Source organism: Pseudoalteromonas sp. S3431 (assembly GCF_000690035.1).
GTDB lineage: Bacteria > Pseudomonadota > Gammaproteobacteria > Enterobacterales > Alteromonadaceae > Pseudoalteromonas > Pseudoalteromonas fuliginea.
In genome coordinates this window covers 33,114-57,917 of the sequence record NZ_JJNY01000044.1, presented here as the reverse complement: position 1 = coordinate 57,917, position 24,804 = coordinate 33,114, and the positions used below count along the sequence as shown (strand labels likewise).

Sequence of the window (24,804 nt, the reverse complement as noted above, 5' to 3'; positions counted from 1 at the left end):
TATTATTGTAGATGATAAAGAGTGAGCTTTTAGAGCCCCCTCTTTGAGCTGCGCGTATTTAGTGCCTATATATTTGCAGTCAGTTCTTCCTTATAACGTTGATGATAACCACAAACGTAATTTAAGTGACCATAACGGCTGAATACCTGTTAGCCCTTGCGTCATTTTATTATCTTTTAAGATTATATAAGATGGCGTGACTTGCCCTTGCCAATCGGTAAATATCTCACTGTGTTGATCGTTGACGGTCGTAAAACTGTAGCCATGATCATTTAGATAGTTATGTAGTTCTTGATCAGAACCTGATTTTATTGCGATGCTCACGACAGGATAATTATTCTCGTTTGCGAGTTCGTTTATGGCAGGGGAGGTAATACTACAAATAGAGCACCAAGTTCCCCAAAAATACACAAGGGTTGGTTTATCTTGGCTCATTGCTGCTAGATCAATGTTTTGCTCTTTATAATCTGTTAATTGTAATTGAGGATTTGCTGGCATGACAGGTTGCCGCCACCAATTGACGGCAGTATAAATGACGAAAAATATGGAGCCATATACCAATACACTTTTTAATATTGATAACCCTTTTTGTTTTAGCGTTTTTTTAGGTGTCTCTTTTTTATTCTTGATATTCGTTGTCATAGTTGCAGCTTTACCCTAAGTATTTTTTACTTTAGTTATTTGCAAAAATTTCTAATTTATACCAGCAACCAGGTAGCAGTTCCTAAAAAGGCGAATATACCAACAATATCTGTCACAGTGGTTAGCACCACACTCCCTGCAAGTGCGGGGTCTATATTCATTCTTTTAAGTATTATTGGAATGCTTGCGCCAGCCACACCAGCCACGACTAAGTTCATAAACATAGCGAAGGCAAGTACACCACCAAGCATAAAGTCCCATTGCCATAGGGCAATAACACCTGCAATTAATAATGACCACAAAATACCGTTTAATGCACCAATGGCAAGTTCTTTCATCATTAAAAAGCGTTGGTTTGTTTGGTTTATATGGCCTACCGCAATACCGCGTATAACAAGCGTTAACGATTGACTTCCTGCAACGCCACCCATAGAAGGGACAATACCGTTTAGTACCGCCAAAATAGGTAAAACATCTAGTGTTCCTTCAAAAAAGCTAGCAACAAAGGCCGCTGCAAGTGCGGTTAGTAAATTGACACCTAACCAAACTGAACGTTTTTTAGAGCTTTTGAGTACTGGCGCAAAGGTATCTTCTTCATCATCTAGACCGGCTAAGCCTAGTAAACTATGCTCTGCATCTTCTCGAATTACGTCAACAATATCATCGATAGTGACACGACCAAGTAATTGATCGTTATCATCCACAACAGGTGCTGATATCCAATTATGGCGCTCAAATAGTTGCGCGACTTCACTTTCATCCATTGAAATTGGGATTGATTCACAATCTTCATCCATTAAATCGCGAACAATTTTTTCAGGTGGGTTCGTTAATAACGTACTCAGTGATAGAGCGCCTATAAAACAGTTGTGTTTATCAACAACATATAGATCATCTGTACCTTCTGGTAGCTCCCCACGTAGCCTAATATATCTAAGTACAACATCGAGCGTTACATCAGGGCGAATGGTTACCGTATCGGTGTTCATTAGCGCGCCAGCTGAACGCTCTTGATATGAAAGTGCTTGCGTTGCACGCTCACGGTCTTGAATATCCATCGCGCTGACAACGTCTTTATAAACGGTGTCTGGTAAACTACGGAGTACTTCACCTAAGTCATCGTGGCCCATGTCTTCAGTTGCGGCTGCAATGTGCTCAGGTTCCATTTGGGCAATAATGCCTAAACGAACATCTTCGGAAAGCTCTTCAAGAACATCACCTTGTACATCAGGGTCAACCAATTGCCAAAGTAGTCGGCGAATTTTATGCGGCGATGACTCTAATAATAATGCGGTATCACAAGGAGCTGTTTTTGCTAACATCCGCCTAACTTGAACAAATTGACCACTGTTAAGCGACTTTGTCACTTGTTTTAATTGTTGTAGTGGATAGTCTTGTTCAAAAGCTTCAGGCATTGGCGTCCTTATTGATTTTTATATAACTATGGATAGGGAGGTTTATTAATGGGGTAATTAACCACATTTAGTTTATCTTAGTTTCGGTTTTTAGCTAAGTGCTATTCTTCTTCATTAAAGCGTTGTGCTATCAATTGACCAACGGCATGTAAAGCTTGTTCGGCATCAGGGCCCTCACACACTACTTTTACCTCTTTTCCTTGACTGCTTTCCAGTAGCATTAAAGCCAATACACTGTCCCCAGGCGCTTCTTTATCATCTTGATATATCATGATTGAGGCATCAAATTTAATAGCAAGTTGCGCTAATACTGTAGCGGCTCTTGCATGAAGTCCTAATTTATTTTTTATTAAAAAAGTGTCTTCTAAACGCATAAGTTACTCTACCTAAGCTGAACAGATGATTATTTTGAATGAGTTATTTTTCTTGTTCTCTATGGCGGATTTTTACATTTGGATGTGTCATCGAAAAACTTTCACCAATCGTTTGTGCTAAATATACTGAGCGATGTTGCCCACCAGTACAACCTATAGCAATAGTTAAGTAGCTACGGTTATTTCGCTCTAAATGTGGCAACCATGTTTGTACAAAAGTTTGAATTTGCCAAGTGAACTTTTGGACAATGCTGTGGCTGGCTAAGTAATCCTTTACGGGTTGGTCTAAGCCATTTAAAGGTTTTAATTCTGGCTCCCAATGTGGGTTCGGTAAAAAGCGTGCATCAAAGACATAATCAGCTTCCTTAGGAATGCCGTGTTTAAAGCCAAACGACTCAAAAGTAACAATGAGTTGTTTATCTTTTTTACCCAGAATTTTTTCACGAATTGATTCAGCAAGTTGATGAACACTTAAATCACTCGTGTCGATCATATAGTCAGCGCGAGTAGTGAGAACATCGAGTAGTTCTTTTTCTTTTTTTATTGCTAAATCAAGAGGTAATGAGTCAACTGATAACGGGTGTAGACGGCGAGTCTCAGAAAAACGTTTAATTAATGTTTGATCCTCACTGTCTAGATAAAACAGAGTCGGTTTAGCAAAGCCAGGTAAGTATTCAAGGATATCGTTAAATTCGTCTTGCTCTTTTGGTAAATTCCGGACATCAATACTAACTGCAATTTTGTCGTAGTTATCAGATACACTTCTCACTAAAGAAGGTAGCAGATTAATTGGAATATTATCTACGCAATAATAACCTAAATCTTCAACTACGCGTAAAGCAACCGATTTTCCAGAACCGGAACGGCCACTTATGATAATTAATTCCATTTATCACCCATTATGTTAATTACGATTGTTCTACAATAACTTGATACAGTTCAGTATCTGATTTTGCGCTGCGTAACTGTTTACAAAAATCTTTATTATTTAGTTTATCAGCTATCGTTGCGAGCGTCTTTAAGTGCTGCTGGTTATCGCCATCAGGTACGATGAGAGCAACAAATATATCAACAGGGCGATTATCTATTGCATCAAAATTAATAGGTGTTTCGCTTACTAATACGAGTGCTAAAGGCTCTTCTGCGCCGCTCATTCGCCCATGAGGGATTGCAATGCCTCTTCCTATACCAGTGCTTCCCAGTTTTTCTCTATTCATTAAGGCGCTGAGAATATCTTGTTGAGAAAGATATGGGAGCTTGTCATGAGCAAGTTGACTGATGAACTCTAAAATTCTTTTTTTACTATTAAAAAGGACCGCAGCTCTGCTGCAGTCCTGGCATATAAGTGAACTTAATTTCATAATATTAGTGTCGAGCAAGCTTCTCTTTGTGTTTAATAACTTGGCGATCGAGCTTGTCAATCAGCGAGTCAATGGCGGCGTACATATCTTGATGTTCAGTAGAGGCAAATAACTCAGCTCCACTTACATGAATCGTTGCCTCAGCTTTTTGGTTTAATTTTTCTATATCAAGAATGACATGAACATTATTAATATGATCTGAGTGTCTTTCTAGCTTCGCAAATTTGGTATTTACATAATCTCTTAATGAATCAGTTACTTCTACGTGACGACCAGTTAAGTTTAGTTGCATAAGCATTACCCTCTTTGTTTAGCGTCTTAAATCAAACTTTTTCGCTGATTTGACGGTGGAATAGCTAGAGATTCGCGATACTTTGCGATTGTACGTCTCGCTACTTTTATTCCTTGCTCAGCTAATATATCTGCAATTTTACTATCACTCAATGGTTTTGCTGAGTTTTCTGCTGCGATTAATTTTTTAATGAGAGCGCGTATTGCTGTTGATGAGCATTCGCCTCCATTTTCAGTACTTACATGGCTTGAGAAAAAATATTTAAGCTCAAAAATACCGCGAGGTGTATGCATATATTTTTGAGTTGTTACGCGTGAAATAGTTGATTCGTGCATTTCGACCATTTCTGCTACATCATTTAAAACCATTGGTTTCATGGCTTCGGGGCCATGCTCAAAAAAACCTTGTTGTTGCTTAACAATACAATTAGTTACTTTTAATAGTGTATCGTTTCTACTTTCTAAACTTTTAATAAACCATTTAGCTTCTTGTAGATGCGAGCGAATAAACTGGCTATCACCACTTGATTTAACGGTGCGTGACATTGCTGCATATTGGCTGTTGACTCTGATTTTAGGCATGCTATCTGGGTTTAGTTCAACAACCCAGCGACCTTTTATTTTTTTCACCGATACATCAGGAATTACATACTCAGATTCTTCTCTAACTATAGTATCCGCCGGTTTTGGGCTAAGAGTATGTATTAAAGTCATTATTTCTTTAAGCTCTTCTTCTTTGAGCTTTGTTTTTTTCATTAATGTACGATAGTCGCGAGCAGCTAATAGATCAATGTGCTCGGTTAAAATCATTTTTGTTTCATTAATATAGGGTGTTTCTTTATCGTATTGGTTCAGCTGAATACATAAGCATTCTTGTAAACTACGTGCTGCAATACCAACAGGGTCAAACAATTGAATTCGTTTTAAAACAGCTTCTATTTCGTCAAGTTCAACTTCGTTGTCTTCTTCGTTCTCTTGATTAAAACTTTCTAAAATTTCTTCGCAGCTCAGCGTTAAAATACCCGAATCATCGACGGCTTCAACAATCGCAATCGCAATCGCTTCATCGGTAGGACTAAAGGGAGTCAGTTGTAGTTGCCACATTAGGTATTCATGGAGCGTTTCAGTTGAGGAGCCTTGGTATATAGATTCATCTTCAGGCATTGGTCCTGATGATGACGCTGGGGCTGCGCTCATATATTCATCCCAACTAACATCCATAGCCATTTCATCACTTAGCGTATCTTTAGCAAGTGCTTCACCACTGTCTTGCTCATATTCGCTCGGAACATCATCAGCATTTGCGCTAACAGTGACATCGTCGTTATCTGCTTTTTGCTCGTTTTTACCAGTAGAATCTTCGGCGTAATCTTGCTCTTCAACCTCTAATAGGGGGTTGCTGTCGAGTGCTTCTTGTATTTCTTGCTGGAGATCCAATGTACTGAGTTGCAACAGGCGAATTGCTTGTTGCAGCTGTGGAGTCATTGTAAGTTGCTGGCCCATGCGCAGCTGTAATGATTGCCTCATGTATCTCTAACAATCCTTTTATGTTGTTATAATTAATACTAGCAGATGCTTAAAGACATGGCGTAAATGTTACAGCCTAAATTGCTCGCCTAAATAAACATCACGTACTGTTTTATCGTTTAATACGTGTTCTGGAGTGCCTGATGCAATTAACTCACCATGAGAAACTATGTAGGCTTTTTCGCAAACATCAAGAGTTTCTCTTACATTATGGTCGGTAATTAACACACCAATACCACGATTTTTAAGATGTTCTATTATTTTCTTTATATCTAACACTGAAATAGGGTCAACACCAGCAAAAGGCTCATCAAGCAATATAAATTTAGGATCAGCGGCTAGTGCTCGCGCTATTTCAACTCGGCGACGCTCGCCTCCTGATAATGCCATACCTTGGCTATCACGAATGTGCTGAATACTAAATTCATCTAATAAATTGTTAAGTGTGTCTTCTCTTGCTTGCTTATTTAGCTCTTTACGTGTTTCTAAAATAGCCATTAAATTTTGATAAACAGTAAGCTTTCTAAAAATTGATGATTCTTGGGGTAAGTAACCAATGCCTAATCTAGCACGACTATGCATAGGTAAAAGAGTAATATCGTTATCGTCGATAGAAATCTTGCCTTTATCACTAGGTACAAGGCCTACAATCATATAAAACGTTGTGGTTTTACCTGCACCATTAGGGCCAAGTAACCCGACTATGCTGCCAGCCTTTACTTCCAGACCTACATTTTTTACAACTTCACGGCCTTTATAACTTTTAGCTAATAGTTCTGCTTTTAATGTACTCATGGCTGACCTTTATCGTTTTTTTCTTTTTTAGTCTCAATAGGTACTAAAATAGTATGCACACGATCGGTTGAGTTTTCGTCTTTTTCAGCGCTAATTAATTGCTGTTGCATATCGTAAGTAATACTCTTGGCATTTATTTTTTGACCCGCTTGCGATACTTGTGCATCGCCAATAAGGGTTAAAAATCGTTTAGCTACATCATAACGAACTTCGTTTGCGCTGGCGCTCATTATAGTGCCATCAGTTTGTTTTTCTTCGAAATATGCAGGGCTACCAGTTGCAATTAGTAGCTGTTTATTATCGCCTAATTCATCACGTTTATGTACTTCTAAACGGTCGGCTGTAATACGGCGGTTGCCGTGAATAATCTCAACATTTTTTTCAAAAATTCCGACGTTTTCTTTTAATTGGCCTTCTTGTTTGTCGGCACTTATTGATATTTGATTCGCTGCAGGTTGAATCGCTTGTTCAGCAGCGCTAAGGTTGAAAGCTAGTATAAGTGTCGGAATAATAAGTATTTTTGAAATTTTATTGGTCATAATATATAGTTCGCGTATGGTTAATAAGTTTTATCACTTCAGTTTTTAAATCGGCTTCAAGGCCTTTACCGGTGATCTTTAAATTGGGTCCCGTAACAATAACGGGTTGCTCTGAACGCATCGTGAGTAGTTTTATATCTACTTGAATATTATCCGCATTAATCTTGTCTATCATTGCATTATCAGTAAGATTCTTGGCAACCACGTTACCTTCTAAAATTAATTGTTTTCCTTCATATAACGTTGCTTCGTCTGCATTTATTCGCCATGTTTGTTTTTCGTTATATAAGGTGAAAATGGGCTTTTCAAAAAAGGTAAAGCCTAGCTGTTGATATAATTCCATTTTAGCAGCTGTAACTTTATGATTAATTTTACCATTTTCATCATAGGCCGTTTGTTTTAGCTCAATAGCAATATAATCAGGCTTAGCGATAACTTCAGCTTCAACCTGAGCTGTCATATTTGTTTGTGCAAAATAAGGGTACCAAAGCCAAACCATACAGCTGATGAATAAAACGCTTAAAATTATGCGCGCTGTATTCATGAACTAGTACCTTTGCTAGTAAGTGGTTTGTCGTTCTCTAGCATAAGTAAGTCGGTTAGTTCTCTCACTGCGCCAAAACCACCCAGCATCTGTGTCGTGTAATGTGATAAACGCTTGATTAGTGGGTGAGCATCGTTAACTGCAACGGCAAACCCGACTAATTCCATTACTGGCATATCGGGGCCATCATCACCAATATAGGCAATTTGATCATCACTTAGGTGAAGCTTGTTTTTTAGCTCTTCGTAAGCAATAAGCTTGTTTTCTTGACCTTGATAAATATGTTGTACTGTTAAACTGGTCATACGTTGTTGCACTATCTGCGAATGGCGACCAGTAATAACAGCCACTTCAAAGCCACTGTTTATAAGCGCTTTAATGCCAAAACCATCTTTTGTATTAAATGCTTTGAGCTCTTCACCTTGATTGCCAAGATAAATTCGGCCATCAGAAAATACACCATCAATATCGCATATAAGTAGTTTTACTTTTTTAGCACGTGCTTTTGCATCAGCACTCAGCGGTTGATAGAGTTCTTCAAATTGCATTTATAATACTCCTGCTTTTAATAAGTCTTGCATATTTAGTGCGCCAATAGGCTGGTTTTGCTCATTAACAACAATCAAGCCATTTATACGTTTGTGTTCCATTATATTAAGCGCTTCAGCAGCTAAAATATCTTGTGTAGCTGTTGTGCATGACCTAGTCATAACAAGGTCTATTTGTGTTGTATGAATATCTAGTCTTTGCTCTAAAATACGGCGTAAATCACCGTCGGTAAATAATCCCACTAGCTGATTACTTTTATCAACAATGGCTGTCATACCAAGGCCTTTGGCTGACATTTCAATAAGTGCATCTTTTACGGTTTGTGAAACGCTAATAATAGGTGTATTTGCGCCGCTGTGCATAACATCTTTTAAGGTTAGTAATAATCGTTTGCCTAAACTGCCCCCAGGGTGAGAAAGCGCAAAATCATCGGCGGTAAAACCACGAGCTTCTAACAGAGCCACTGCCATCGCATCGCCCATAGCAAGAGTCGCTGTAGTGCTCGCCGTTGGTGCTAACCCTAAAGAGCATGCTTCTTTTTCTACTTTAATGCATACATGTACATTTGCATGTGTTGCCATGGTCGATTTAGTATTGCCTGTCATGGCGATTATTTTTGCGCCAAGGCGTTTTAAAACAGGGATAATATTTAAAACTTCACTCGTCTCACCTGAGTTTGAAATAAGCATGACAACATCGTTTTTGGTGATCATTCCTAAATCGCCATGGCTAGCTTCGCCTGGGTGTACAAAAAAGGCAGGGCTTCCTGTACTTGCAAGTGTTGCTGCAATTTTATTACCTATATGGCCTGATTTACCCATGCCAATAACAATAATTCGACCTTCGCAGTCAAACATTAATTGGCATGCTTGATGAAAGTTTTCATCTACATATTGCGCTATGTCATTAAGTGCTTGGCGTTCAATATTGAGAACACGAAGACCCTGTTCGATAAAGTTCAGCGTCGTCATTATTTACCCTACTTGACTAAAAATATACCCTTGGTAGCCCAAAAATGCGATAAGCAATAAGCCACCTTCCACTCTATTGATGCGTTGGGTGCCTCTAAAGTTCAATGACATGATGATAAGAGCAAATGTTGCACCAATCATAATGAGTATATCTCGACTCGCTACTGACGGATCGATAATGGATGGATTAATAATACCTGCGAGCGGTAACACAGCCAATATATTAAAAATGTTTGAACCAACAATATTGCCTAGAGCTAAATCATCTTCATTTTTTAATACACCGGCAATTGAAGCTGCAAGCTCCGGTAAGCTCGTGCCAATGGCAATAATAGTTAAGCCAATGACTAGATCGCTTAGGCCAAAGTATTTAGCTATGTCGACTGCGGAACCAATTAAAAAATGTGAGCTAACAGGGAGTAGAACCATGCCAATAACTAACCAAAATACCGCTTTTTTAGTTGGTACATCGTTAGGTACGTCGTCACAGGCTTCGGTTATAAATGGGTCATCTTGGTTTTTTGCGCGCAGTGAAATAATAATCAAACCGCCTATAAACACGATAAAGCCAATAAGTAAGGCGATACCTTCGGCTAATGAAAAATAATTGTCTGAAAAAATATACCAGGTAGCGAATGATATCAGCAAGACCAGTGGCATTTCGCGTTTTAATGTACTTGAAGATACAGACAGAGGTCTAAATAACGCTGTAATACCTAACACAAGTAGAATGTTTGTTATGTTTGAACCGACAGCGTTACCAACTGCAGTATCTGTTTTATTTGCGAGCGCTGCAGAAGCGGAAACCATCATCTCTGGGGCTGACGAACCCATTGCCACAACAGTTAAGCCTACAATTAGGGTTGGTACGCCAAAGTTTTTTGCAAGTGCCGCTGCGCCATAAACAAACCTGTCTGCACTCCAAACAAGAGCCGCAAAACCAAGAATTAAAATAACAAACGAGGTAACCATTATATTAAGCCAGTTATTCAAAATACAGATGGCGCGAATAGTAACAAAAGCAAAGGTGAAAGTATAAATAAAAGAGTCAGGTCAACTCTAATTACAATAACTTGTTGAATAATATTTTAAGGCGCTTATATCAGCACCTTAAGCTGCAGTTAAGCCGTTATAAACGAGTCTTATACTCCTTTTTGCAAGTGTATTACAAAATCTTACGAATTGTTTTTTCCATCTTGGTTAAAAAAGCTTTAAAATAGGTGCACTAGTGAATATTGTTATGGAGAGCGACTTGTCGCAATCAATAGTAGAAGTCAAGGATGTTAGCTTTTCGAGAGGCGATAGAAGCATATATAAAAATATGAGCTTTAGCGTTCCTAAAGGTAAAATCACTGCGATTATGGGGCCAAGCGGAATTGGTAAAACGACCATGTTGCGTTTAATTGGCGGTCAACTTAAGCCTGACTCCGGTGATATTTTATTTGAAGGTGGTAGTATCCCAAATATGTCGCGCAAAGAACTCTACGAAGCGCGAACTAAAATGAGTATGCTTTTTCAAAGTGGTGCGTTGTTTACTGATATGTCGGTATTCGATAATATAGCGTTCCCAATTAGGGAGCACACTGAGTTGAGTGAAGACCTAATTCGGTTGGTTGTGCTAATGAAATTGCAAGCTGTTGGGCTACGCGGAGCGAAAGATTTAATGCCTTCTGAATTATCGGGAGGTATGGCTAGGCGCGCAGCTCTGGCACGTGCTATTGCGCTCGACCCTGAACTTATAATGTACGATGAACCATTTGCAGGCCAAGATCCTATTTCTATGGGGGTGTTGGTTAAATTAATTAAGTCACTCAACGAAGTGCTTGGTTTATCTTCTTTAATTGTAACCCATGATGTTAACGAGGTAATGAGTATTGCTGACCACGTTATTATTATCGCTGATCAGGGTGTAATTGGTTGTGGAACACCTGACGAAATGCGCAATCATGAGTCTCCTTTAGTGCAACAGTTTTTAAAAGGTTTGTCTGATGGTCCCGTGCCTTTTCATTTTCCAGCTCAAACATATGCAGATGAGTTGCTTGGAGAAAAAGCATAATGTTGGATTTATTTCAAAAATTAGGGCATAAGACGCTAGGTCGTTTTGCGGCTCTGGGTCGCTCAACTTATATGCTTTTTGGCGCACTTGTAAATGTACCTAACTTTAAAAAGGGTACACCTCTACTTATTCGTCAGCTCTACATGGTGGGTTCGCAATCTTTGCTCATTATTATGGTGTCAGGTTTATTTATCGGTATGGTCTTGGCATTACAAGGTTATACGGTATTAGTTGGATATGGTGCAGAGGATAGTTTAGGGCCATTAGTGGCATTAAGTTTATTACGAGAACTCGGGCCTGTTGTTACAGCGTTATTATTTGCAGGGCGAGCGGGCAGTGCGCTTACTGCAGAAATAGGCTTAATGAAAGCAACAGAACAGTTATCATCATTAGAAATGATGGCAATTGATCCACTAAAACGAATTATTGCACCGCGCTTTTGGGCAGGCTTTATAAGTATGCCGTTACTAGCGGTGATATTTTCAGCAGTGGCAATTATTGGTGCTCATTTAGTTGGAGTTGATTGGCTTGGTGTTGATACGGGTAGTTTTTGGTCAATTATGCAATCACAAGTATCGTTTCAGCAAGACATACTAAACGGTATTATTAAGAGCTTTGTATTCGCCATTGTGGTGACTTGGATAGCACTTTATAAAGGGTATGACTGTGTGCCGACCTCTGAAGGGATCAGTAAAGCAACCACCGAAACGGTTGTTCATTCGTCATTGGCGGTTTTAGGGTTTGACTTTATTTTGACAGCGGTAATGTTTACCAGCTAATAGGGTATAGATAATGAATTCACGGAAATTAGAAATTTTAGTTGGTTTTTTTGTGGCGTTAGGAATTTTAGCGTTTGCTATGCTTGCGCTTAAAGTCGCCAATTCAGGTATTAGCGGCTCAGGCGAGACGTACACACTTAATGCTAAATTTGAAAACATAGGGTCATTAAAGGCACGTGCACCAGTAAAAGTGGGCGGAGTCGTTATTGGTCGAGTAGAGTCAATTTATGTTCATCCACAGGAGTTCTTGCCAGTGGTTAATATGACCATTGATGCACAGTATTTATGTCGTTTTTCAGACACGAGCTCAATTTCAATTTTAACATCGGGTATTTTAGGTGAGCAGTATCTAGGTATCCACCCTGTTATTTCTCCTAATTCAGCAGAGCAACGCTGTTTAGGTCAAGTCGTAACCGAAAATAAGCAAGACGAAGCAATTGATGATTTATTTGGTGTAGACAGTAAAGCGTTAGGTGACGGTGATTCAATTACTGATACTAAGTCTGCCATTGTACTTGAAGAGTTAATTGGGCAGTTTTTATTCAACCAAGGTAGTGAGTAATTATTATGTTGAAAAAGTTTCTAGCTATTGTAGCAATTAGCACAATGACGCTAACTCAAAGCGTAAGTGCTGCAGATGTTAAACTAAATGATCCAAACAAAATGGTGCGTCAAGTAGCGGACAATACGTTTGCACGTATCAAAAAAGATCAGCCATTAATCATTAAAAATCAAGAGCATCTTCGTGTCATTGTTGAAGAAGAATTAATGCCTTATATTGACTACAAATATGCAGCACTTCGCGTGTTAGGTAGTGAAGTATCTAAAGTACGGGCAATTACAGATGAAGCTGAAAAAGCCCAAGCGATTAAAGATATTCAGCGCTTTATTGGTGTATTTAGAGAATATTTAGTTGCCACTTACGCTGGTGTATTTACACAATATACAAATCAAAAAGTTGAGTTTGGTGCTGAGCAACCATTTAAAGGTAAAGATGTCGTTGTTGTTAAAACTAAAATTCTTGAAGATGGCAAACCTGATATCAGAATAGACTTTAAAGTTCGTGAAGATCGCGATGGTGAATGGCGAGCTTACGATATGATTGCTGAAGGTATTAGTTTATTAGACGCCAAACAAAGCGAACTACAAGGTATTTTACGTCAGCAAGGTATTGACAATGTAAGCAACCTTTTAGAGCAAAAGAGTAAGTTACCTGTTCAATTTAGAGGCAGTAGCTCGAATGATTAAATTGGCAATTAGCCATGTTGATGAACAGCAGTTTCGAGTAAGTGGTGAACTTACTCGAAATTCCATTAGTAATGAACGGCTTTTGAACGATAAGTTAATAACTAAGCATAAAACCACTTATTTTGACCTTAGTGAGGTATCAAGGGTTGACACAGCGGGCTTAGCTTGGTTAATTCACTCTTTTGCAGAATTTAAGCAGCAAGGCATTCGTCTTGAATTGCAAAATCCACCTGAACAATTGCAAAATTTAATGCAGTTGGGTCAAGTTACAACCCTATTTGAGTGAGAGTTATGGAAACTAGCCAAGTCGAAACATTATTACGCGATGAACTTCAATTAGCTGAAGTGCATGTAAAAGCTAATGGTAGTCATTATGAAGTAATTGCAGTTGGTGAATGCTTTGACGGTTTAAGCCGTGTTAAAAAGCAACAGCTAGTTTATGGTCCGTTGATGAATACAATTTCAGATGGCACAATTCACGCAGTTTCTATTCGCGCTTTCACTCCAACAGAGTGGAAACGTGAACAAAAATTTATTTTACCGCAATAAGTAAGGCCTCCTAAATGGATCAATTTGTAATTCAAGGTGGCACTTCACTTGCTGGTGAAGTTACTATTTCTGGTGCTAAAAATGCAGCGCTTCCTATTTTGTTTGCTGCTTTACTTGCTGATGGTAAAAGTACATTTACTAATGTTCCACGTTTACGTGACATTGTTACCACCGAAGCACTATTAAAAACTTTAGGTGCAGATGTTAATTGGCAAGGCGACACACTTATTATTGATGGCGCAACGGTAAATCAGACGCTTGCCCCTTACGAGCTCGTTAAACAAATGCGTGCTTCTGTGCTTGCACTAGGCCCTTTAGTGGCACGCTTTGGTGAAGCTCAGGTTTCATTACCAGGTGGTTGTGCTATTGGTGCTCGTCCTGTTGATATCCATATTCAAGGTTTAGAGCGCTTAGGCGCACAAATAAGCGTTGAAAATGGTTATATTAATGCAAAGGTAAATGGTCGCTTAAAAGGCGCTGAAATCTTTATGGAGATGGTTAGTGTTGGTGCTACTGAAAATTTACTGATGGCAGCAGCGCTTGCTGATGGAAAAACCATACTTGATAATGCCGCGCGTGAGCCTGAAATTATCGATTTAGCTAATTGTTTAATTGCAATGGGGGCTAAAATTACTGGAGCAGGTACTAGCCGTATCGAAGTAGAAGGTGTTGAGCGCTTGGCGGGTTGTGAGCATAGTATTTTGCCAGATAGAATTGAAACAGGTACATTTTTAGTGGCGGCTGCAATGGCTGGCGGTGAGGTACTTTGTAAGAATACTGATTTCCATTCACTTGAACCTGTGATTGAAAAGCTGCGTGCAACTAATGCATTACTTGAGGTGCATGATGACAGTATTTACTTAGATATGCGTGGCCGAGAGCTTAAAGCTGTTAATATTAAAACCGCTCCACATCCTGGTTTTCCTACTGATATGCAAGCTCAATTTACAGCATTGAATGTTGTGGCAAATGGCAGTGCAACGATTACAGAAACGATTTTTGAAAACCGTTTTATGCATGTGCCTGAGTTACAGCGCATGGGTGCTAATATTCGTCTTGAGGGCAACACGGCTATTTGTGGTGAAACCAAAAGCCTAAGCGGTGCGCAAGTTATGGCAACTGACTTACGTGCTTCAGCGAGTCTAATTTTAACAGGTATAGTCGCGCAAGGTGAAACCGTTGTTGACCGTATTTATCACGTTGACAGAGGGTATCAGCGCATTGAAGATAAGCTCAGTGCATTAGGTGCTAATATTAAACGTAGAAGCAGTTAAAAGCGCCTAATATATGTAGGTCGGATATGTAAATACACACCGACCTACAATTAGTAGTTATAGTTTTGTTTCAAGCTCTGCGACCATCACCATGATTTTTTCTATTTTGCCATTTCGATAAAGCTCAAACTCTATTTCTTTCCCAGGTTCTGTATTGCCTATTTTTTCAAGTACTTTTTGCGGATTTGCTACGGAAAGCCCTGCAATTTTAATAACGATATCTTGTTCTTCAATACCTGCTTGCCAAGCTGGGCCTAAGGGATCTAAGTTCGTAATTCGCATACCTGAAACAGGAGTTAGGCTATCGTTAACTTCTTTACCTGTGCTGTCTACTGCGGTGCCTTCAAAACCAAGGTAGCCTCTAACTACACGACCATGTCGAATCAATTTTCCCATTACTTTTTTAGCAAGTGAATACGGCACAGCAAAAAATATTCCCTGTATGTTTAAATTTTCACGCGTTTTAAATTGGGCTGAAGTGATACCAACTAAATCACCGTTAGAATTAACTAATGCGCCCCCTGAATTTCCTACATTAATAGCGGCATCCATTTGTAATAAGTTATTATAAGGGCTGTCTGTGATTTTTTGCTTACCAGTAGCGCTAATAATACCTTGGGTAATTGTCTGTCCTAAATTAAGTGGGTTACCTATGGCTAGTACTACATCACCTACACTCGACGTATAGCTATCGCTTATAGGAATAACGGGAAGGTGGTCTGCGTTTATTTTAAGTAATGCAAGATCAGTAATCGTATCAAAGCCGATTAGTTGGACATCAAAAAAGCGCCTGCCGTCTGTCAGAATAACCATAATTTGATCTGCATTATTCACTACATGATAGTTAGTAAGAATGTAGCCATCTTGCGACATAATCACACCAGAGCCTAATTCTTGTACGGTATTTTGTCTTTTATAACGAGGCTCTTTCGAAATGCTCTCAGAAAAAATAGTCACTACGGAGGGAGCTGCACGTTTAACAGCATCTGAGAAACTTAAATGGCTAGTACTCATTGCACTCGCAAGAGGTACGTTCGGTAATAGAGAAGCTCGCATATTAGGGCTGAAAAAAACCACTAAAAAAGCAATGCTAAGCCCTGCAAATAATGGCGGGAGAATAAATTTTATTAGTTTCAGCACGGGATTCTTATTATAAGGAAGTAATTTCTTTATGATGGCATAAAAAAAATAACAGCGGCAAGTGCCGCTGTTACTTTTATTTCATTTATAGCAATATTTATTACTGAATTAAGATAAATATAGATTCACGGCCACGTTTCACGCCAAGCACTATATTGCCTTTTGTGTCATCGATGATCTTATTCATATCACGAATTGTTTCTACGCGTTGACGGTTTACCTGCATTATAATGTCACCCTCTTCAAGACCAACACGGGCAGAAGGTGAACGAGGATCTACAGAGGTAACTTCAATACCTTTATTACTATTTTTTTGCACGTTTTCAAGCGTAGCACCTTGAAAAGCAGGGTGTAGCTCTTCCCCTGTTGCCGTAACACCTGATGCACCATCGAGTGTAACTTTAACTGTTTTAATTTTTCCGTCACGATAAATGCCGAGCTTGATTTCTCTACCTTCACCCAAGGTTGCTATTTTGCTTCGTAATTCATGGAAGCCGCTAATATCACCGCCATTAATACTTACAATAACATCACCGGCTTTGATTCCTGCTTTACTTGCAGCGGTGTCATCCATTACTTGCATAACGTAGGCACCTTGTTTGACGTCAAGTTGCTGTGCTTTAGCTAGGCCTGCATCAAGTGGGCGCCCAGAAATACCAAGTGAGCCACGACGTACTTCACCGTGTTCAATAATTTGATCTACTAGGTTTTTCATCATGTTAGACGGGATAGCAAAACCAATACCAACATTACCGCCTGAAGCCCCTAAAATAGCAGTGTTAATACCTATTAATTCACCATTTAAGTTAACTAAAGCACCACCAGAGTTGCCTTGGTTAATCGCTGCGTCGGTTTGAATGAAATCTTCGTAGCCTTCAATGTTTAAACCACTGCGACCAAGTGCACTCACAATCCCTGATGTAACAGTATGGCTAAGGCCAAACGGATTACCGATAGCAACGGCAAAGTCACCCACACGCAAATTATCTGAGTTTGCTAGTTTTACTTCAGTTAAATCATCAGCGTCGATTTGTAAAAGCGCAATGTCGGATTCTTTATCAGTCCCAATTTTAATCGCTTCAAACTCACGGCCGTCTTCAAGGGTAACAACCATTTTTTCGGCATCTTGAATCACATGGTTATTAGTTACTACATAACCTTCATCAGCATTAATAATAACGCCAGAGCCTAAACCGCTAAATTGACGTTTTTGGCTTCGGGGTTGTTGCTGTCCGAAAAAGTATTCAAGTGGATCCGCACGGCGACGCACTTCTTTTGAGCCTGAAACTTGAATGCTTACAACGCCTGGAGTAATTTTTTCGAGCATTGGGGCAAGTGTTGGTAACTGCTGGCCATTTACGGCAACCGGTATTTTTGCATAAGACGCTACCGGGCTTAATAAAAGGCTAGTAGAAAGAATAGCTGCGCTGATAAGTGATAATTTCATTTTCATAGTCTGGGTTTACTCCACTTCGAGAAAAGCAAAAAATTGAAAAGGGCTGCATAAGCAGCCCTTTTTAATTTATCAGTAAGATAAAACAACAAAGCTGTTATATCTAAAGACTATGGGGTTAAAAAAAAGTTCATCAAGATGCTTTAGAATGTTCTGAAACTTTATTTTGTCCTGCAAATAAACCTGATTCGCCTGAAACATAATCAGCAGGTTGTGCTTTTGCTGATGAGCGATCGCATCGGCGCTCTTTTATCGATGCTTGTAATTGCTCAGTAGTTTCTTTTGAAAAGAAAGGTTCAGCTGGTGTTTGCTTCCGATCCTCTAGCAGCAGTTGATTGGTTTCTTCAACATGGCTAAGTAGTTGATCGTAATTCTCTTTCATTTTATTTACAAGCTTGCCTGTACTCGCTAAATGATCGGCTACATCTTGACGATATTGCTCTAACGCATTTTTAGCTTGCTCTGCCTGTTTTTCCAGCTCATCCTGTTTAAATTGTTTTTTAGTGACAAATGCACCAATAAAAAAAGCTATAACAGCAACAATAACAATTAAACCTACCCACGTGACTGTGCCCATAAATCTACCCCTTTGGGAAAATAACTAACGAATGCTTGATTCAATTATAAATCATACTAAGTGTAATATACCCCGAGTAATGATGCGTGTTAATATGCTTTGCAAATTAAACTGCATTTTAACTGTAAATAGATATGACTCCTTGGCAAACATACCAACAAGATTTGAAGCGAGATGACTTTGTACATGATGTAGCACAAGAAAATGCAGTGCGCCATTTACAGCGTTTATATGACGATTTAACCCAGAACAAAATAAAATCAAAAAGCTTTTTTGCCAAGCTTTTTAATAAAGATGAGCCAGCGCCTATAAAAGGTTTATATTTCTGGGGAGGAGTAGGGCGTGGTAAAACTTATTTAGTTGATACTTTTTATGAAGCCTTACCAGGCACGCGGAAGATGCGCGTACATTTTCATCGTTTTATGCATCGCGTACACGATGAACTTAAAAAGCTAAACAATACTGTAAACCCATTAGAAAAAGTCGCGGATATTTTAAAAGCTGAAACAGACATAATTTGTTTTGATGAATTTTTTGTTCAAGACATTACAGATGCCATGCTGTTAGGCGGTTTAATGGAGGCATTATTTGCACGCGGTATTGTACTTGTTGCAACGTCAAATATAGTACCTGATGATCTTTATAGAAACGGTTTACAACGTGCGCGTTTTGTACCAGCTATTGAGTTGGTTAAACTCAATACAGAAATAGTAAATGTAGACTCAGGTGTCGATTACCGATTACGTACGCTAGAACAAGCCGAAATTTTTCATAGCCCGCTTGACGAACAAGCAGATAAAAATCTATTTGATTACTTCGATAAACTTTCCTCAGAGCCTGGCCAATTAGATGAGCCTATAGAGATAGAAGGGCGTTTAATCAAAACGCGCAAAGTAGCTAAATGTGTTGTGATGTTTGAGTTTAGTGAATTGTGCGAAACAGCGCGAAGCCAAGTCGATTACATGGAGATTAGTCGCCTATACAATACGGTTATTATTTCTAACGTGAAACAGCTTGGGCAAACTAACGATGATGCTGCAAGACGCTTTATTGCTTTAGTTGATGAATTTTATGAGCGCCACGTAACTTTAATAATTTCAGCTGAGAAGCCGATCACCGACCTTTATACTCAAGGTAACCTTAATTTTGAATTTAAGCGTTGTATAAGCCGTTTGCAAGAAATGCAGTCTTTAGAGTATTTAGCTAAAGAGCATTTAGTTTAAAGTAAGTAGGAAAATGTGTAATAGCCCAACGCTTAAAAATAAGAGGTACATATATAGTACTTTTTATTTCTAAAATTTCTTGTGGAAAAAACAACCGGCGAGTAGCAATGTGTTTTAAGTGCTGGTATACTCCCGCGTCTGCCACGTTGCGTTCTATGCCATCATATAGTCTAGCCACTTGTGAGCGGCGCAAAAGTCTAAAACTCGAAGGGGTTGTAGCAAACTTAGAGCAGTAGTTAATATTAACTACTTGTGGTTTTAATTGAAAAACATTGGATTTTTATAAATGAAAACGTTTGTTGCTAAACCAGAAACAGTAAAACGTGACTGGTACGTAGTTGACGCTGAAGGTAAAACTTTAGGTCGCATCGCTACTGAAATCGCTCATCGCCTACGCGGTAAGCATAAAGTTGAATATACACCGCACGTAGATACTGGTGATTATATCATCGTTATCAACGCTGAAAAAGTTACTGTAACTGGTAACAAATTCAAAAACAAAGTGTACTATTCACACTCTGGTTTTCCAGGTGGTCTTAAGTCTACTACTTTTGATAAACTTCAAGCTGCAAAGCCTGAAATGATCATCGAGAAGGCTGTTAAGGGCATGTTGCCACGTGGTCCTTTAGGCCGCGCTATGTACCGTAAACTTAAGGTTTACACAGGTACTGAGCACAACCATGCTGCACAACAGCCTCAGGTTCTAGACATTTAAGGAGCACCATCATGGCAAATCAATACTACGGTACAGGTCGTCGTAAAAGTTCAAGTGCTCGCGTATTCTTACGCCCAGGCACTGGTAACATCGTAATCAACAAGCGCTCTTTAGAAGAGTACTTTGGTCGCGAAACAGCACGCATGGTTGTTCATCAAGCTCTTGAGCTAGTTGATATGACTGAAAAATTTGATCTTTTCATCACCGTTTCTGGTGGTGGTACAACTGGTCAAGCTGGTGCTATCCGTCACGGTATTACTCGTGCACTTATGGAGTTTGACGAGTCATTACGTCCACAACTTCGTAAAGCAGGTTTCGTTACTCGTGATGCACGTAAAGTTGAACGTAAGAAAGTGGGTCTTAAGAAAGCGCGTAAGCGTCCACAGTTCTCAAAACGTTAATCTATACGTTATCAAAAATTCAAAACCCAGCTTATGCTGGGTTTTTTGTTTTTAAAAATAGTAATTCCAACAATGAAAGATATGCCTAAATTGACTCGTTATCGTGCCTAGGCTTAATAATTACAGTTACTTGTATTGATCAAACTCCTCAATAACAGCGTATTTAATAAACGAAAGTTAAAAAATACTCAGATAGCTGCAAAAAAGTTAAATAATTATCGTAATTAGTTTAAATCCATCAGTTAATTGGTGGAATTTTTTGCTACAATTGGCATGGAAGTAAAACGATCGAGTTTTACGACACTACGCACCGTTTTAGAGTTTTCGCTTAGTGACGTTGATCTTGGTCAGTACATAGTTTTTACAGAAACGGTATTATGACTATTCGGCCCTATACTCAAACTGGCTTACTGAACCCTAGGTGAAGTAGGGTGTGTTAGAGCATGAGACTGTGAATAACCTTGTTTTAATCAAGGGTTTTAATTATGATCGTTTCTATTTTAAAAATTTCGAATAATTAACCTGCTGTAACTGATGTTCTCAATATAGCAAGTGTTGAGAATCGTAAGTGGAGATAAGTGGATGAGCAATGCGCCTGTAGACAATGGCCGACGTCGCTTTTTAACCATAGCTACCTCTGTTGTTGGTGGTGTTGGTGCGGCTGGGGCTGCTGTTCCTTTTATTGCGTCTTGGAATCCAAGTGAGCGAGCTAAATCTGCGGGTGCGCCTGTGGAAGTAGATATCAGCAAACTTGAGCCGGGACAATTAATACGTGTCGAGTGGCGTGGTAAACCTGTATGGGTTGTATCACGTACCCCAAAAATGCTTGAGCAGATGAAAGAACATGAAGGTCAACTTCGTGATCCACAATCGCAAGAGCCACAACAATTAGAATCATCAACAAATGATTACCGTTCATTACGCCCAGAAATATTTTTGGCTGTAGGTATTTGTACGCATTTAGGGTGTTCTCCTGGCTTTTTACAAGGTAACTTTGGCGAAAAAGTAGAAGGGACTGACGATGGTTTCTACTGCCCATGCCACGGTTCTAAATTTGATATGGCTGGCCGAGTTTTTCAATCGGTACCTGCACCATTAAACTTAGAAATACCACCTTATACTTTTCTAGATGAAACCACTATTTTAGTGGGCGAAGAAAGAGGGGTAGTCTAATGTTTGGTAAGATTATTGGTTGGATAGACGACCGAATCCCAATGACACGTGTTTGGAATATGCACATTGCACAGTATCCAGCACCTAAAAACTTTAACTTCTGGTACTTTTTTGGCTCACTAGCCATGCTGGTACTAGTAAACCAAATTCTTACCGGTATTTGGTTAACGATGAACTTTGTGCCATCTGCTGAGGGCGCATTCGCCTCGGTTGAATACATCATGCGAGATGTAGAATATGGCTGGTTATTGCGTTACTTGCACTCAACAGGTGCTTCAGCGTTTTTCATCGTTGTATATATGCATATGTTCCGTGGCATGATCTACGGTTCTTACCAAAAGCCACGTGAATTACTGTGGTTATTCGGTATGTTTATTTTCTTGGCATTAATGGCTGAAGCGTTCATGGGGTACTTATTACCTTGGGGTCAAATGTCATTTTGGGGTGCGCAGGTAATCATTTCTCTATTCGGTGCAATTCCGGTTATTGGTGATGACTTAACACTTTGGATCCGTGGCGACTACGTAATATCGGGTGCAACGCTTAACCGCTTCTTTGCATTACATGTAATTGCACTCCCACTGGTTATCGTAATCTTAGTTTTCTTACACATTGTTGCATTGCATGAAGTGGGTTCAAATAACCCCGAAGGTATTGAAATTAAGCGTAAGAAAGGCTCTGTAGCTGAAGAAGATAAACCTAAATTTAAATTTCATGAGTATTACACTGACAAAAAAGATATTGTTGATGCAATACCGTTCCACCCTTACTACACAGTTAAAGATATTGTGGGTGTGGTTGGTTTCTTAATATTGTTCTGTTGGGTTGTGTTTTTTATGCCTGCGATGAATGGCTTCTTTTTAGAAGGTCCAAACTTCGAAGCAGCTAACCCTCTTAAAACACCAGAGCACATTTTCCCAGTTTGGTACTTTACGCCATTCTATGCAATCTTACGCGCAATCCCTGATAAGTTAATCGGTGTTGCAGCAATGGGTGCATCGATTGTTGTACTTGCGTTACTACCTTGGGTAGACCGTGGTAGAGTTAAATCGGTTCGTTACCGTTGTGGTTTCCATAAATGGAACATTGCAGGTTTTGTTGTTACTTTCGTTCTTTTAGGTTGGGTGGGTGCAACTCCACAAACAGACCTTAAGACGATAATTTCTCAAATCTGTACTGTGACTTACTTTATGTTCTTCGTACTGTTGTTTGTATACAGTAAGAACGAAAAAACTAAGCCATTGCCAGAGAGGTTAACGAAATGATGAAAAAGCTTATTATTGGTTTATTTGCTTTATCAGTAAACTTGTTGCCGAACATGGTTATGGCAGCGGGTCCATCGGTTCCTTTAATGGAAGCGAATAACGACCTTACTGATCAACCATCTTTACAGCGCGGTGCAAAGTTGTTCATGAACTACTGTCTTGGTTGTCACCAAATGCAGTATCAACGTTATGAACGTACTTTTCGCGATATTGGTATCCCAACAGAGGTTGGTTTAGAACAATTGATTTTTGACGGTTCTAAAGTCGGTAGCCATATTACTAACGCGATTACAAAAGATGATGCAGCAAAATGGTTTGGTGCGGCTCCGCCGGATTTAACGCTAATTGCTCGTGTAAAATCACCAGATTATATTTACACGTACTTAAAATCGTTTTATAAAGATGAATCTCGCCCGTTTGGTGTAAATAACATTGTTTTCCCATCTGTTGGTATGCCTCATGTTCTTCAAGAGCTGCAAGGTTTGCCAACGCCAATTACTGAAGAAGTAGAAGAGCATGGTCACACTGTGACTAAAGTTATTGCTACTGAAACAGATGGTACGGGTGAACTAAGCGTAGATGAATACGACCAAGCAGCTCGTGATTTAACGAACTTCCTTGAGTACGTGGGTGAACCTTCACGTCTTGAGTCGGAAGCATTAGGTATTAAGGTAATCGGATTTTTAATTATCCTGTTTATCTTGGCATTTATGCTTAAGAAAGAATACTGGAGAGATGTTCATTAAGTTTGAACATATTTAAAGGTAATTTTGCAATAGGGGCTTAAGCCCCTATTGCTGTTTTAGTGATTTAATGGAGGTAGGCATGGCCGTAGCTGCCAATAAGCGCCCTGTAATGACCCTTTTTTCTGGGGCTAACTGTATGTATAGCCACCAAGTACGAATTGTACTTGCGGAAAAAGGTGTAAGTGTAGATATTCATTTGGCTGAAAAAGACAACCTGCCAGAAGCACTTCACGAAATTAACCCTTACGGTACAGTGCCAACACTGATTGACCGTGAGCTTGGTTTATATCAGGCAAATATCATCATGGAATACCTTGATGAACGTTTTCCTCATCCTCCACTAATGCCTGTATACCCGGTAATGCGTGGTCGTAGCCGTTTAATGATGCACCGTATTGATACAGATTGGTACAGCCTAGCTGAAAAAATCATCAATAACGCATCTGATGCAGCTCAAGCTCGTAAAGAGTTAACAGAAGCATTACTAGCTGTAGCACCTATCTTTAGTGAAGCTCCTTACTTTATGAGTGAAGAGTTTAGCTTGGTAGATTGTTACTTAGCTCCACTACTGTGGCGTTTACCAGAGTTTGGTATTGAGCTTAATGGTGCTGGTTCTAAAGAGCTTAAAGAATACATGATCCGTTTATTTGAACGTGAGTCATTCCAAGCTTCTTTAACTGAAGCTGAGCGTGAGATTCGTTTATAATGACGCCTAATCGTCCTTATTTATTACGTGCTTTTTTTGATTGGATAGTTGATAACGAATGCACGCCACATCTAGTGGTAGACGCTGGGTTTGCTAATGTACAAGTGCCTACACAGTTTGTTCAAGACGGACAAATTGTTTTAAACATAAGTCCATCAGCAGTCACACAGTTTTCGTTAGACCTAACCCAACTTAGCTTTAACGCGCGCTTTGGTGGTCAGCCAATGCAAGTGTATGTGCCCTTAGGTGCAGTGCTGGCAATATATGCACGTGAAAATGGTGAAGGTACGGTCTTTACAGCAGACGAGTTTTTAGGGGACGAAGACGACTTTGCTCCAGAGCTTGAAAGTGTTGACTCATCAGCTGAATTTATTGATGAAGCACCACCAGAAAAGCCTGAAAAGAAAAAAGGCTCTCATTTACGTGTTATTAAATAATACATAAATGCCAAAAAAAACCGCTTATTAAGCGGTTTTTTTATGCCTGATACA

Annotated in this window: 31 protein-coding genes; 15 read left to right on the top strand and 16 right to left on the bottom strand. The window is 39.4% G+C overall.

The features are described from left to right. Nucleotides 1-90 precede the first annotated feature (90 nt). The 13 genes from DO88_RS08060 to DO88_RS08120 all read right to left on the bottom strand — a co-directional run bounded on the left by DO88_RS08060 (nt 91) and on the right by DO88_RS08120 (nt 9,980). The gene (locus tag DO88_RS08060) at nt 91-498 is read right to left on the bottom strand and encodes a protein disulfide oxidoreductase (RefSeq protein ID WP_232224804.1); all 408 of its coding nucleotides are present in this window, start codon (nt 496-498) and stop codon (nt 91-93) included. A 200-nt stretch (nt 499-698) separates the two neighbouring features. Then, complete coding sequence (gene mgtE, locus DO88_RS08065) at nt 699-2,057, bottom strand: magnesium transporter (RefSeq protein WP_007378295.1); 1,359 nt, start codon at nt 2,055-2,057, stop codon at nt 699-701. 101 nt (nt 2,058-2,158) lie between these two features. Further along, a complete protein-coding gene (locus DO88_RS08070) occupies nt 2,159-2,431 on the bottom strand; it encodes an HPr family phosphocarrier protein (RefSeq protein WP_033029547.1) in 273 nt (90 codons plus the stop codon). 43 nt (nt 2,432-2,474) lie between these two features. After that, nucleotides 2,475-3,320 (bottom strand): RNase adapter RapZ, encoded by an 846-nt coding sequence (gene rapZ, locus DO88_RS08075; RefSeq protein ID WP_007378297.1) that lies wholly within the window; start codon nt 3,318-3,320, stop codon nt 2,475-2,477. Between the two features lie 19 nt (nt 3,321-3,339). Further along, nucleotides 3,340-3,792, bottom strand: coding sequence for a PTS IIA-like nitrogen regulatory protein PtsN (gene ptsN, locus DO88_RS08080; RefSeq protein ID WP_033015583.1), 453 nt, complete (start codon nt 3,790-3,792; stop codon nt 3,340-3,342). A gap of 4 nt (nt 3,793-3,796) precedes the next feature. Then, nucleotides 3,797-4,084 carry a ribosome hibernation promoting factor gene (gene hpf, locus DO88_RS08085; RefSeq protein WP_007378299.1) on the bottom strand — a complete coding sequence of 96 codons (288 nt, stop codon included), beginning with the start codon at nt 4,082-4,084 and terminating at the stop codon, nt 3,797-3,799. A 26-nt stretch (nt 4,085-4,110) separates the two neighbouring features. Beyond that, the gene (locus DO88_RS08090; RefSeq protein WP_033039657.1) at nt 4,111-5,610 is read right to left on the bottom strand and encodes an RNA polymerase factor sigma-54; all 1,500 of its coding nucleotides are present in this window, start codon (nt 5,608-5,610) and stop codon (nt 4,111-4,113) included. 69 nt (nt 5,611-5,679) lie between these two features. Next, nucleotides 5,680-6,405 carry an LPS export ABC transporter ATP-binding protein gene (gene lptB, locus DO88_RS08095; protein ID WP_007378301.1) on the bottom strand — a complete coding sequence of 242 codons (726 nt, stop codon included), beginning with the start codon at nt 6,403-6,405 and terminating at the stop codon, nt 5,680-5,682. Continuing rightward, on the bottom strand, nt 6,402-6,944 hold the full coding sequence (gene lptA, locus DO88_RS08100; protein ID WP_007378302.1) for a lipopolysaccharide transport periplasmic protein LptA: 543 nt from the start codon (nt 6,942-6,944) through the stop codon (nt 6,402-6,404). Before lptA ends, lptB begins: the two co-directional genes overlap by 4 nt. Next, entirely contained in the window at nt 6,934-7,488 is a 555-nt protein-coding gene (gene lptC / locus DO88_RS08105; protein WP_007378303.1) for an LPS export ABC transporter periplasmic protein LptC, read from the bottom strand. Before lptC ends, lptA begins: the two co-directional genes overlap by 11 nt. Further along, nucleotides 7,485-8,036, bottom strand: a complete 552-nt coding sequence (kdsC, locus tag DO88_RS08110) for a 3-deoxy-manno-octulosonate-8-phosphatase KdsC (RefSeq protein ID WP_007378304.1) — start codon at nt 8,034-8,036, stop codon at nt 7,485-7,487. The genes lptC and kdsC overlap by 4 nt, the downstream gene beginning before the upstream one ends. Further along, nucleotides 8,037-9,008 (bottom strand): KpsF/GutQ family sugar-phosphate isomerase, encoded by a 972-nt coding sequence (locus DO88_RS08115; RefSeq protein WP_007378305.1) that lies wholly within the window; start codon nt 9,006-9,008, stop codon nt 8,037-8,039. It abuts the gene before it with no gap. Nucleotides 9,009-9,011: 3 nt separating this feature from the next. After that, on the bottom strand, nt 9,012-9,980 hold the full coding sequence (locus DO88_RS08120) for a calcium/sodium antiporter (protein WP_007378306.1): 969 nt from the start codon (nt 9,978-9,980) through the stop codon (nt 9,012-9,014). 268 nt (nt 9,981-10,248) lie between these two features. Here DO88_RS08120 and DO88_RS08125 point away from each other — a divergent pair, with 268 nt between their 5' ends. Genes DO88_RS08125 through murA form a run of 7 tightly spaced genes read left to right on the top strand, consistent with a single transcriptional unit; the run spans nt 10,249 to nt 14,914 of the window. Next, complete coding sequence (locus DO88_RS08125; protein WP_033015593.1) at nt 10,249-11,064, top strand: ATP-binding cassette domain-containing protein; 816 nt, start codon at nt 10,249-10,251, stop codon at nt 11,062-11,064. Continuing rightward, nucleotides 11,064-11,843 carry a lipid asymmetry maintenance ABC transporter permease subunit MlaE gene (gene mlaE / locus DO88_RS08130; RefSeq protein WP_007378308.1) on the top strand — a complete coding sequence of 260 codons (780 nt, stop codon included), beginning with the start codon at nt 11,064-11,066 and terminating at the stop codon, nt 11,841-11,843. The genes DO88_RS08125 and mlaE overlap by 1 nt, the downstream gene beginning before the upstream one ends. Before the next feature lie 13 nt (nt 11,844-11,856). Further along, the gene (mlaD, locus tag DO88_RS08135; protein WP_008135833.1) at nt 11,857-12,405 is read left to right on the top strand and encodes an outer membrane lipid asymmetry maintenance protein MlaD; all 549 of its coding nucleotides are present in this window, start codon (nt 11,857-11,859) and stop codon (nt 12,403-12,405) included. 5 nt (nt 12,406-12,410) lie between these two features. Continuing rightward, the gene (locus DO88_RS08140; protein ID WP_007378310.1) at nt 12,411-13,091 is read left to right on the top strand and encodes an MlaC/ttg2D family ABC transporter substrate-binding protein; all 681 of its coding nucleotides are present in this window, start codon (nt 12,411-12,413) and stop codon (nt 13,089-13,091) included. Next, nucleotides 13,084-13,377: an STAS domain-containing protein gene (locus DO88_RS08145; protein ID WP_033039655.1), complete on the top strand. Its 294-nt coding sequence runs from the start codon at nt 13,084-13,086 to the stop codon at nt 13,375-13,377. Before DO88_RS08140 ends, DO88_RS08145 begins: the two co-directional genes overlap by 8 nt. Nucleotides 13,378-13,382: 5 nt before the next feature. Further along, on the top strand, nt 13,383-13,640 hold the full coding sequence (locus DO88_RS08150) for a BolA family protein (RefSeq protein WP_007378312.1): 258 nt from the start codon (nt 13,383-13,385) through the stop codon (nt 13,638-13,640). Between the two features lie 14 nt (nt 13,641-13,654). Then, nucleotides 13,655-14,914 carry a UDP-N-acetylglucosamine 1-carboxyvinyltransferase gene (gene murA / locus DO88_RS08155; protein ID WP_007378313.1) on the top strand — a complete coding sequence of 420 codons (1,260 nt, stop codon included), beginning with the start codon at nt 13,655-13,657 and terminating at the stop codon, nt 14,912-14,914. Between the two features lie 57 nt (nt 14,915-14,971). On the opposite strand, the gene DO88_RS08160 is transcribed toward murA, so the two are convergent. From DO88_RS08160 to DO88_RS08170, 3 genes are all read right to left on the bottom strand, one after another. After that, on the bottom strand, nt 14,972-16,054 hold the full coding sequence (locus DO88_RS08160) for a trypsin-like peptidase domain-containing protein (protein WP_007378314.1): 1,083 nt from the start codon (nt 16,052-16,054) through the stop codon (nt 14,972-14,974). Between the two features lie 100 nt (nt 16,055-16,154). Further along, complete coding sequence (locus DO88_RS08165; protein ID WP_007378315.1) at nt 16,155-17,507, bottom strand: Do family serine endopeptidase; 1,353 nt, start codon at nt 17,505-17,507, stop codon at nt 16,155-16,157. Nucleotides 17,508-17,640: 133 nt separating this feature from the next. After that, complete coding sequence (locus DO88_RS08170) at nt 17,641-18,084, bottom strand: YhcB family protein (RefSeq protein WP_008135838.1); 444 nt, start codon at nt 18,082-18,084, stop codon at nt 17,641-17,643. A 134-nt stretch (nt 18,085-18,218) separates the two neighbouring features. Between DO88_RS08170 and zapE the strand changes: the two genes are divergently transcribed. The 8 genes from zapE to DO88_RS08210 all read left to right on the top strand — a co-directional run bounded on the left by zapE (nt 18,219) and on the right by DO88_RS08210 (nt 24,750). Further along, nucleotides 18,219-19,307 (top strand): cell division protein ZapE, encoded by a 1,089-nt coding sequence (zapE, locus tag DO88_RS08175; protein ID WP_007378317.1) that lies wholly within the window; start codon nt 18,219-18,221, stop codon nt 19,305-19,307. Between the two features lie 286 nt (nt 19,308-19,593). After that, nucleotides 19,594-20,022, top strand: a complete 429-nt coding sequence (gene rplM, locus DO88_RS08180) for a 50S ribosomal protein L13 (RefSeq protein ID WP_007378318.1) — start codon at nt 19,594-19,596, stop codon at nt 20,020-20,022. An 8-nt stretch (nt 20,023-20,030) separates the two neighbouring features. Then, nucleotides 20,031-20,423 carry a 30S ribosomal protein S9 gene (rpsI, locus tag DO88_RS08185; RefSeq protein ID WP_086007041.1) on the top strand — a complete coding sequence of 131 codons (393 nt, stop codon included), beginning with the start codon at nt 20,031-20,033 and terminating at the stop codon, nt 20,421-20,423. A gap of 582 nt (nt 20,424-21,005) precedes the next feature. Continuing rightward, nucleotides 21,006-21,596: a ubiquinol-cytochrome c reductase iron-sulfur subunit gene (gene petA, locus DO88_RS08190; protein WP_007378319.1), complete on the top strand. Its 591-nt coding sequence runs from the start codon at nt 21,006-21,008 to the stop codon at nt 21,594-21,596. Then, the gene (locus tag DO88_RS08195; protein ID WP_007378320.1) at nt 21,596-22,861 is read left to right on the top strand and encodes a cytochrome b; all 1,266 of its coding nucleotides are present in this window, start codon (nt 21,596-21,598) and stop codon (nt 22,859-22,861) included. The genes petA and DO88_RS08195 overlap by 1 nt, the downstream gene beginning before the upstream one ends. After that, nucleotides 22,858-23,607 (top strand): cytochrome c1, encoded by a 750-nt coding sequence (locus DO88_RS08200; protein ID WP_008135840.1) that lies wholly within the window; start codon nt 22,858-22,860, stop codon nt 23,605-23,607. Before DO88_RS08195 ends, DO88_RS08200 begins: the two co-directional genes overlap by 4 nt. A 79-nt stretch (nt 23,608-23,686) precedes the next feature. After that, on the top strand, nt 23,687-24,313 hold the full coding sequence (gene sspA / locus DO88_RS08205) for a stringent starvation protein SspA (RefSeq protein ID WP_007378322.1): 627 nt from the start codon (nt 23,687-23,689) through the stop codon (nt 24,311-24,313). Further along, on the top strand, nt 24,313-24,750 hold the full coding sequence (locus tag DO88_RS08210; RefSeq protein ID WP_007378323.1) for a ClpXP protease specificity-enhancing factor: 438 nt from the start codon (nt 24,313-24,315) through the stop codon (nt 24,748-24,750). Before sspA ends, DO88_RS08210 begins: the two co-directional genes overlap by 1 nt. Nucleotides 24,751-24,804: the final 54 nt, after the last annotated feature.